Origin of the sequence: Microbacterium sp. K35, from assembly GCF_004794375.1 — a bacterium.
Lineage (GTDB): Bacteria > Actinomycetota > Actinomycetes > Actinomycetales > Microbacteriaceae > Microbacterium > Microbacterium sufflavum.
The window spans coordinates 1-8,414 of record NZ_SSDM01000301.1 but is presented as its reverse complement, the minus strand read 5'-3'; the positions used below and the strand labels follow the sequence as shown (position 1 = coordinate 8,414).

Below are 8,414 nucleotides of genomic sequence, written 5' to 3'. Positions count from 1 at the left end.
GTGCGGCCGCCGTGGTCACGCTCGCCGCGGCCAACACGGTGGACGGCGCGAAGGCGACGGCGCAGCAGATGATGGCCGACCGCTACGGCTGGGGCGGCGATCAGTTCTCCTGCCTGAACTCGCTGTGGAACAAGGAGTCGGGCTGGAACTACCGGGCGTACAACGCCGATGGCGGTGCCACCGGGATCCCGCAGGCGCTTCCCGGCAGCAAGATGGCCTCGGCCGGCGCCGACTGGCAGACCAACGCGGCCACCCAGATCGCGTGGGGCCTGAAGTACATCGCCGATGCCTACGGCACGCCCTGCAGCGCCTGGGGCCACTCGCAGGCGATGAACTGGTACTGAGCCCGAGCGGGCCGGAGGTCACGCACCGTGACGGGCCTATCCTGAGAGGCGGTCGAGCGCTACGGTGACTGTGACGGCTGGGGAGCGTCGCGAATCCGAGGAGGAGTGGTGCTCGATCCCGTCGCCTGGCTCGATGTCCCGCAGGAGGTCTCGACTGGCACGCTGCCCGGCTGGGAGCGCGTGGACGAGATCGTCCGGGAGGCCCACGCCCGCTATGCCGGTGAGCGCGGAGGGCGCGTGGCCGACTACATCCCGGTGCTGGCCGAGGTGGACCCCGAGCTGTTCGGTCTCGCCGTCATCGAGGTCGGCGGCGGGGTGCACGACGCCGGAGACGCGCTGCACCCGTTCTCGATCCAGTCGATCTCGAAGATGTTCGTGTACGCCCTGGCGATCCAGGAGCACGGGCACGAGCGCGTCCGCGACATCGTCGGCGTCAACAACACCGGGCTCGCGTTCAACTCGGTCGTCGCGCTGGAGCTGAACGAGGGCCATCCGCGCAACCCGATGGTCAACGCCGGCGCGATCGCGACCACGGCGCTGATGCCGGGCGCGACCGCGGTCGAACAGTGGGAACGGGTGCGGGAGGGGCTGTCGGCGTTCGCCGGACGGCCGCTGAGCCTCGACGGCGAGGTGTACGCGTCGGAGGCGGCGTCGAACGACCGCAACCGCGCCCTCGGCTGGCTGCTCAAGAGCTACGGACGCCTGGCGGGCGACCCGGACGAGATCGTCGATGTGTACACGCGGCAGTGCGCGCTGAGCGTGACGGCGCACGACCTGGCCGTCATGGGGGCGACGCTCGCCGACGGCGGCGTGAACCCGATCACGGGGGAGCGCGTGGTGACGGCGGACGTGTGCCGCGACACGCTCGCGGTCGTCGCAGCGAGCGGACTCTACGAGAACTCCGGCGACTGGTTGTTCGAGATCGGTCTCCCGGCGAAGTCCGGTGTCGCGGGAGGGATCGTCGCGGTCTCGCCGGGCAAAGGGGCGGCCGCCGGGTTCTCGCCGCGGCTGGACGACGCGGGCAACTCCGTGCGGTCGCAGATGGCGATCGGCCATCTGTCGCGCTCGCTCGGGCTCAATCTGTTCGCCTCCGCACCCGCGCAGGCGGACGACTCGGGAAGCGGTCCCCGACCGGCGGAGAAGGAGCGATCATGACGGAGACGGTGCAGGCGCCAGCGAAGACCTCGTGGCTGCCGATGGTGAGTCTGTTCCTCGCGCAGGTGCTGATGTCGTTCAATGTGGCGGCGCTGCCCATCTCCCTGGGCGGCATGGTCGGTGAGTTCGGCGTGCCGCCGACACTCGCCAGCACCACCATCGTGATGTACGGCCTGGCGGTCGCGGCGCTCGTGATGACGGGCGCGAAGCTCGGGCAGCGCGTCGGCTGGGTGCTGATCTTCCGGGTGGTGGTCGCCCTGTTCGCCGGCTCCGCGATCATGATGCTCACCGCCCCCGGCATCTGGTGGGCGATCGCCGGTCAGGCGGTGGCCGGGGCGGCCGCGGCCATCATCGTGCCGTCCATCGTGGCGCTGATCGCCGAGAACTACCGCGGATCCCAGCAGGCCACCGCGATCGGGGCCATCGGCTCCGCCCGCGCCATCTCGGGTGTGAGCGCCTTCCTCATCGGCGGCACGCTGGGCACGCTCGTCGGCTGGCGCCCGCTGTTCTTCATCGTGCTGGCCGTCGCGGTCGCCGTCTTCGCCCTGAGCTTCACGCTGCGCGGCGACCGCGGCGACGCCTCCATCCGCATCGACCTCGTGGCGTCGCTCCTGATCGGCGGCGCGATCGTGCTGCTGACGCTCGGGTTCAACAACCTCAACAGCTGGGGTGCGCTGGCCGCATCGCCGGCCGCCCCGTTCAGCGTGCTGGGGCTGTCGCCGGCACCGCTGTTCATCGTGCTCGGCCTCGTGCTGGGGCAGGCGTTCTTCCTGTGGACGCGGCGGCGCATGGCGGAGGGCAAGGTACCGCTCATCGACCTCAGTGTGCTGGGGTCGTCGCGCGAGCGTGCCGCCGTCTACGCCATGTTCATCGTCGTGGGGCTCGAGGCGTGCGTGAACTTCACGATCCCGCTGTACATCCAGATCGTGCAGGGGAGGACCCCGTTCGACACGTCGCTGGCGATGATGCCGTTCAACCTCACGGTCTTCCTGACCGCGACTCTGGTCGTGCGCTTCTACAAGCGCTACCCCCCGCGCACCATCGGGGTGTTCGGCTTCATCCTCACCACCGCCGCGCTCGTGTGGCTCTCGGTCGTCGTGACGAACAACTGGGAGACCGTGCCGACGATCGCGGGGCTGATCGTGTTCGGTATCGGACAGGGCGCCCTGGTCACCCTGGTGTTCAACGTGCTGGTCACGGCGGCCCCCGCGGAGCTGGCGGGCGACGTGGGCTCCCTGCGCGGCACGACGCAGAACCTCGCATCGGCGGTGGGGACGGCTCTCGCCGGCGCGCTGCTGGTGTCGCTGCTCGCCCTGAACGTCGGTCGCGCGGTGGTCGAGCATCCGGAGCTGCCGCCGTCGCTGGTGGCGCAGGTGCCGATGGATGACGTGAACTTCATCAGCAACGACGACCTGCGCGTGGTGCTGGAGTCGACGGACGCCACGGAGGAGCAGGTGGATGCTGCGGTCGCCGTGAACGAGCAGGCGCGTCTGAGCACGCTCAAGCTCGGACTGCTGCTGCTGGCGGCGGTGAGCGCCCTGGCGATCCTTCCGGCGTCGCGGCTGCCGCAGTACCGGCCGCACGAGATCCCCGATCCGTCGCCGTCGAGCGGCTCGGACTGAGGCGGCGCTCAGCGCAGCTCGGAGATGAGGACCGCGCTCGTCCCGGGCTTGGTGGCCTCGAAGATGTGCGACACGTCTCCGGCGTACGTGAGGTAGTCGCCGGGGTCGAGCACGACGGGCTCGTCGGGCGGGCCGATGCGGGCCTGGCCCGCGATCAGGATCACGTGCTCGATCGTGCCCGGGTGGTGCGGGTCGGAACGGCGGGGGTCTCCGGGCTCGGCCTGGATCAGGTACACGTCGCGCCGGGCGCCGGGCGGGCTGGCCGAGAGGAGGGTCGCGCTGTAGGCGGCGGCGGACGAGGGCACGCCCGCGAGCTCGTCGGCGCGGATGAGCGTGGGCGCGTTGGCCTGCTGGTCGACCAGCACCGCGAAGGGCACCCCGAGGGCGACGCCCAGGGCCCACAGCGTCTCGACGCTGGGGTTGCCCGCGCCGCTCTCGAGCTGTGAGACGGTCGCCTTGGAGACGCCGGCGCGGCGGGCGAGCTCCGAGACGGACAGGCTCGCGGCCTCGCGCTCGCGGCGGAGCGTGCGGGCGAGGCGGGTGCGGAGATCCTCCATGCGTTCATCATGTCAAACGATCGTTCGCTTGACTATCCACCAGCAGCTGTTCAGAATGATGGTCATGCGTTCACTCAAACGAACAGCGCGCGCGGTGTCCCGGTGACCGCGGAACGCGAGGTGTGGCGCGAGGCGCTCGGCGTCGTGCTCGCCACCAGCGCCTACGGCATCTCGTTCGGTGCCCTCGCCGTCGCCTCCGGGCTGGACGTGTGGCAGACCTGCGTGCTGAGCCTGCTGATGTTCACGGGCGGGTCGCAGTTCGCGTTCATCGGCGTCTTCGCCTCGGGCGGCCTCGCCGCCCTCCCGTCGGCGATCGCCTCGGCCGCGCTGCTCGGCGTGCGCAACGTCGCCTACGGCATGCGCATGTCGCCCCTCGTCGGGGGAGGACCGTGGCGCCGTGCGGCCGCCGCGCACTTCACGATCGACGAGTCCACCGCCGTCGCGATCGCCCAGAACGACCCTCGCCTGCGCCGGGTGGGCTTCTGGGTCACGGGCGTGGGCATCTTCATCGGCTGGAACCTGACCACCCTCACCGGAGCCCTCGTCGGCGACGTGCTCGGCGACCCGAAGGCCTGGGGCTTGGACGCGGCGGCCGCGGCAGCGTTCCTCGCCCTGCTGTGGCCGCGCCTCCGACAGCGCCAGGCGGTGGCCGTCGGCGTGGCGGCGGCAGTGGTCGCGGCGGCGTTGACCCCGTTCCTCATGCCGGGGTTGCCGGTGCTGATCGCCGCGGTCGTCGCGATCGCGGTCGGGTGGTTCAACTGGCTCGGGCGGGACGATGCGGGACGCGAGCCCCTCGAGAAGCGGGAGGCCGGCGCATGAGCCTGTGGAGCGCCATCCTGCTGGCCGCCCTGATCTGCCTCGCGCTCAAGGCCGCGGGCTACCTCGTGCCGCCGAAGGTGCTCGAGGCGCCGCGTCCCGCCCGCATCTCCGATCTGCTCACGGTGGCCCTGCTCGCGGCACTCGTCGCTGTGCAGACCCTCGGCGACGGCCAGGCCATCACGGTCGATGCCCGCGTGCCCGCGCTGCTGGTGGCGGCCGGACTGCTGTGGCTGCGGCAGTCGTTCCTCGTGGTGGTCGTGGCGGCGGCGCTGGTGGCGGCGCTGCTGCGCCTGTTCGGGCTCGCCAGCTGATCGGCGGGTGCCGCGACCGCCGCGCGGATAGGATCGAGGGGTGCGCGTGAACGGGATCTCGAGGGTGCTGTCGTGGGTCGCCGCGGCCCTGGTCGGCGGTGTCTACGGCGTGGCCGGGACCATCGCGCACAGCGTGACGTGGGGCCCGATCCCGGTCGGCCTGATCGTCGCGGCGATCGCCTGCGCCGCCATCCTGGTGGCGATCCGCGCGCTCACCCACGACCGCTGGGCGGCCGTCGCCGCAGGGCTCGGGATGCTCGGCATGCTGGTCATGATCTCCGGTGTGGGCCCCGGCGGCTCCGTCGTCGTGCAGGACTCGCTCGCCGGTCGCATCTGGACCTACCTGGCGGCGGGGATCGTGCTGCTCGTTGTCGCGTGGCCGTCGTTCTCCCGCCCGCCCGCACGACCCGCGAGCGCGCCGACGGAGGACCGGGAGCCGAGCGCGACGTAGACTGGAGCGGTGACGTATGTGATCGCCCTCCCGTGCGTCGATGTCAAGGATCGCGCCTGCATCGACGAGTGCCCCGTTGACTGCATCTACGAGGGCGAACGGTCGTTGTACATCCACCCGGACGAATGCGTCGACTGCGGTGCCTGTGAGCCGGTGTGCCCCGTCGAGGCCATCTACTACGAGGACGACCTGCCCGACGAGTGGCAGGACTACTACAAGGCCAACGTCGAGTTCTTCGACGAGATCGGCTCGCCCGGAGGCGCCGCCAAGGTCGGCGTCTACCCGTTCGACCACCCGATCATCGCCGCGCTGCCGCCGCAGGGCGAGTAGGCGCCGGCCGTGAGCGTCCGCGACCTCGCCGACTACCCCTGGGACGCGGTCGTCCCGTTCCGTGACCGCGCAGCGCAGCACCCGGGCGGTCTGGTCGACCTCTCGGTCGGCTCGCCCGTCGACCCGACGCCCGACATCATCCGCCGGGCGCTCGCCGAGGCGACAGACGCCCACGCCTATCCGCAGACGGTCGGTACGCCCGTGCTGCGCGAGGCCATCGTCGCCTGGTATGCGCGCCGCCGCGGCGTGCCGGATCTGCGCATCGACAACGTGCTGCCCACGATCGGCTCGAAGGAGCTCGTCGGGCTCCTGCCCACGCTGCTCGGTCTCGGGCCGGGCGACATCGTGGTGCACCCGCGCGTGGCCTATCCGACGTACGACGTGGGCGCCCGCGTCGCCGGAGCCACACCGCTCGCGGCCGACGATCCGGCGGAGTGGCCCGAGGGCACGAAGCTCATCTGGATCAACACCCCGGGCAACCCCGACGGGCGCACCTGGAGCGCCGCGGAGCTCGCGGCCGCCGTGCGTCGCGCGCGCGAGCTGGGCGCGGTCCTGGCGAGCGACGAGTGCTACGCGGAGCTGGGGTGGGACGGCCCGTGGTCGACGGAGCCGATCCCGTCCGTGCTGGACCCGCGGGTGACCGACGGCAGCCGCGCCAACCTGCTCAGCGTGTACTCGCTCAGCAAGCAGTCGAACCTCGCGGGGTATCGCGCCGCCTTCGTGGCCGGGTGCGCCCGCATCGTGGGGGAGCTCCTCACCGCCCGCAAGCACCTCGGCCTCATGCCGCCCGCTCCGGTGCAGCACGCGATGGCCGTGGCGCTCGGCGACGACGCGCACGTGGCCGCGCAGAAAGAGCTGTACCGCGCCAGGCGCGACCTGCTCCGCCCGGCCCTGGAGGCCGCCGGCTTCCGCATCGACGGCTCGGAGGCGGGTCTCTACCTGTGGGCGACGGAGGGACGCGACGCGTGGGAGTCGCTGGGGCGGCTCGCCGACCTGGGCATCCTCGCGGGTCCCGGCCCCTTCTACGGTGCCGACGCGGCGCAGCACGTGCGGCTCGCGCTGACCGCGCCGACCGAGCGGGTGAGCGCGGCGGCAGAGCGCCTGCACGACGGCGCCCTGTAGCTTCCCTCAGCTCAGCGGCGATCTGTTTGGCGGTTGTCACAGTAGGCCGGTGGGACTACTAGGCTGTAAAAGCGATTCGGTCGTCACCCGACCAGGCGCTCGGCGCCGAGAGATCGCCACTTCCGGCTTGATCACGAACGTGCTGACACCCCCGCGACGCGCAGGCGGTCAGACAAAGGAGGAGGGCGCGTGAGCGCTGCAGCAGACCAGACGGCGAAGCTGACGATCGGTGACACCACCGCCGAATTCCCCGTGGTGCGCGGCACGGCCGGCCACGACAGCATCGATTTCTCGACGTTGACCAGGCAGACCGGGTACACCGGACTCGACTACGGCTTCGTGAACACCGCCTCGACCAAGTCCGAGATCACCTTCATCGACGGCGACAAGGGCATCCTGCGCTACCGCGGCTACCCGATCGAACAGCTCGCCGGGAGCACCAGCTACCTCGAGGTGGCGTGGCTGCTCATCTACGGCGAGCTGCCCTCGGCATCCGAGCTCGCCGAGTTCGACGAGAAGATCCGCCGCCACACGCTGCTGCACGAAGACCTCAAGCGCTTCTTCTCCGCGCTGCCGCACACCGCGCACCCCATGTCCGTGCTGTCCTCGGCGGTCGCCGCCCTGTCGACGTACTACGAGGGCCAGACCGACCCGCACAACCCCGAGCACGTCGAGCTGAACATGATCCGCATGCTCGCCAAGCTCCCGGTGATCGCGGCCTACGCGCACAAGAAGAGCGTCGGGCAGGCGTTCCTGTACCCCGACAACTCCCTCGGGTTCGTGGAGAACTTCCTCAAGCTCAACTTCGGCGTCAACTCCGAGCCGTACGAGATCAACCCGGTCATGGCGAAGGCGCTCGAGCTGCTGCTGATCCTGCACGAGGACCACGAGCAGAACGCCTCCACGTCGACCGTCCGCCTCGTCGGCTCGACGGGCGCGAACCAGTTCGCCTCCGTGTCCGCCGGCATCCAGGCGCTCTCCGGCCCGCTGCACGGCGGTGCGAACGAGGCCGTGCTGACGATGCTCGGTCAGATCCGCGACTCGGGGCAGAGCGTCGCGCGCTTCGTGGAGCGGGTGAAGAACAAGGAAGAGGGCGTGAAGCTGATGGGCTTCGGGCACCGGGTCTACAAGAACTACGACCCGCGCGCCAAGCTCGTCAAGGAGGCGGCCGACGAGGTGCTCGCCTCGCTGGGCGTGACCGACCCGCTGCTCGATCTGGCGAAGGAGCTCGAGGAGCTCGCGCTCGCCGACGACTACTTCCGCGAGCGTCGCCTCTACCCGAACGTCGATTTCTACACCGGCGTGATCTACAAGGCGATGGGCTTCCCGACGCGCATGTTCACGGTGCTCTTCGCGATCGGACGGCTCCCGGGCTGGCTCGCGCAGTGGCGTGAGCTGCAGCTCGACCCGCAGACCAAGATCGGCCGCCCGCAGCAGCTGTACACGGGTTCGCCCGAGCGGTCCTTCCCGACGCGCTGAGCCGTAACCCGAAACGCCCCCTCCGTCACATCGGAGGGGGCGTTTCGGCGTCCGGCAGCGCAACGCAGAACGGTGCCCCTCCGTGAGGAGGGGCACCGTTCCGGGTGGCAGGGGTGTCAGCGGCCCTGCGAGCCGCGGCCACCGCCCTGACGGGACTGGCCGCCCTGGCGCGAAGCGCCGCCGGTCTGCGTGGAGTAGCTGGCGCCCTGGCCGCCGCCCTGACC

10 protein-coding genes are annotated in these 8,414 nt (G+C 71.0%); 9 read left to right on the top strand and 1 reads right to left on the bottom strand.

Annotation, left to right across the window (positions count from 1 at the left end; all coding sequences use genetic code 11):
• The 3 genes from DW299_RS11745 to DW299_RS11735 all read left to right on the top strand — a co-directional run.
• A partial coding sequence (locus DW299_RS11745) for an aggregation-promoting factor C-terminal-like domain-containing protein (protein ID WP_446724797.1) occupies window positions 1–344 on the top strand: 344 nt, incomplete at its 5' end.
• Window positions 345–452: 108 nt separating this feature from the next.
• Window positions 453–1,499, top strand: coding sequence for a glutaminase A (gene glsA, locus DW299_RS11740; RefSeq protein ID WP_136036701.1), 1,047 nt, complete (start codon window positions 453–455; stop codon window positions 1,497–1,499).
• Window positions 1,496–3,121 (top strand): MFS transporter, encoded by a 1,626-nt coding sequence (locus DW299_RS11735; protein ID WP_136036700.1) that lies wholly within the window; start codon window positions 1,496–1,498, stop codon window positions 3,119–3,121. The genes glsA and DW299_RS11735 overlap by 4 nt, the downstream gene beginning before the upstream one ends.
• Window positions 3,122–3,129: 8 nt before the next feature.
• Here DW299_RS11735 and DW299_RS11730 read toward each other — a convergent pair whose 3' ends face one another.
• Window positions 3,130–3,678: a helix-turn-helix domain-containing protein gene (locus DW299_RS11730; protein ID WP_136036699.1), complete on the bottom strand. Its 549-nt coding sequence runs from the start codon at window positions 3,676–3,678 to the stop codon at window positions 3,130–3,132.
• A 102-nt stretch (window positions 3,679–3,780) separates the two neighbouring features.
• Here DW299_RS11730 and DW299_RS11725 point away from each other — a divergent pair, with 102 nt between their 5' ends.
• The 6 genes from DW299_RS11725 (at window position 3,781) to DW299_RS11700 (ending at window position 8,190) form a co-directional block, all read left to right on the top strand.
• The gene (locus tag DW299_RS11725) at window positions 3,781–4,497 is read left to right on the top strand and encodes an AzlC family ABC transporter permease (RefSeq protein ID WP_136036698.1); all 717 of its coding nucleotides are present in this window, start codon (window positions 3,781–3,783) and stop codon (window positions 4,495–4,497) included.
• Window positions 4,494–4,808, top strand: a complete 315-nt coding sequence (locus tag DW299_RS11720; protein WP_136028645.1) for an AzlD domain-containing protein — start codon at window positions 4,494–4,496, stop codon at window positions 4,806–4,808. The genes DW299_RS11725 and DW299_RS11720 overlap by 4 nt, the downstream gene beginning before the upstream one ends.
• Before the next feature lie 40 nt (window positions 4,809–4,848).
• Window positions 4,849–5,259 (top strand): histidinol dehydrogenase, encoded by a 411-nt coding sequence (locus DW299_RS11715; protein ID WP_168442764.1) that lies wholly within the window; start codon window positions 4,849–4,851, stop codon window positions 5,257–5,259.
• Between the two features lie 9 nt (window positions 5,260–5,268).
• The gene (gene fdxA, locus DW299_RS11710) at window positions 5,269–5,589 is read left to right on the top strand and encodes a ferredoxin (protein ID WP_017203330.1); all 321 of its coding nucleotides are present in this window, start codon (window positions 5,269–5,271) and stop codon (window positions 5,587–5,589) included.
• A 9-nt stretch (window positions 5,590–5,598) separates the two neighbouring features.
• A complete protein-coding gene (gene dapC, locus DW299_RS11705; RefSeq protein WP_136036697.1) occupies window positions 5,599–6,711 on the top strand; it encodes a succinyldiaminopimelate transaminase in 1,113 nt (370 codons plus the stop codon).
• A gap of 189 nt (window positions 6,712–6,900) precedes the next feature.
• Complete coding sequence (locus tag DW299_RS11700; RefSeq protein WP_136028647.1) at window positions 6,901–8,190, top strand: citrate synthase; 1,290 nt, start codon at window positions 6,901–6,903, stop codon at window positions 8,188–8,190.
• The last annotated feature ends 224 nt before the right edge of the window (window positions 8,191–8,414 follow it).

Coding starts and splice junctions, on each gene's coding strand:
- DW299_RS11735 (WP_136036700.1), top strand. CDS start 1,496: ATGACGGAGACGGTGCAGGCGCCAGCGAAGACCTCGTGGCTGCCGATG.
- DW299_RS11730 (WP_136036699.1), bottom strand. CDS start 3,678: ATGGAGGATCTCCGCACCCGCCTCGCCCGCACGCTCCGCCGCGAGCGC.
- DW299_RS11720 (WP_136028645.1), top strand. CDS start 4,494: ATGAGCCTGTGGAGCGCCATCCTGCTGGCCGCCCTGATCTGCCTCGCG.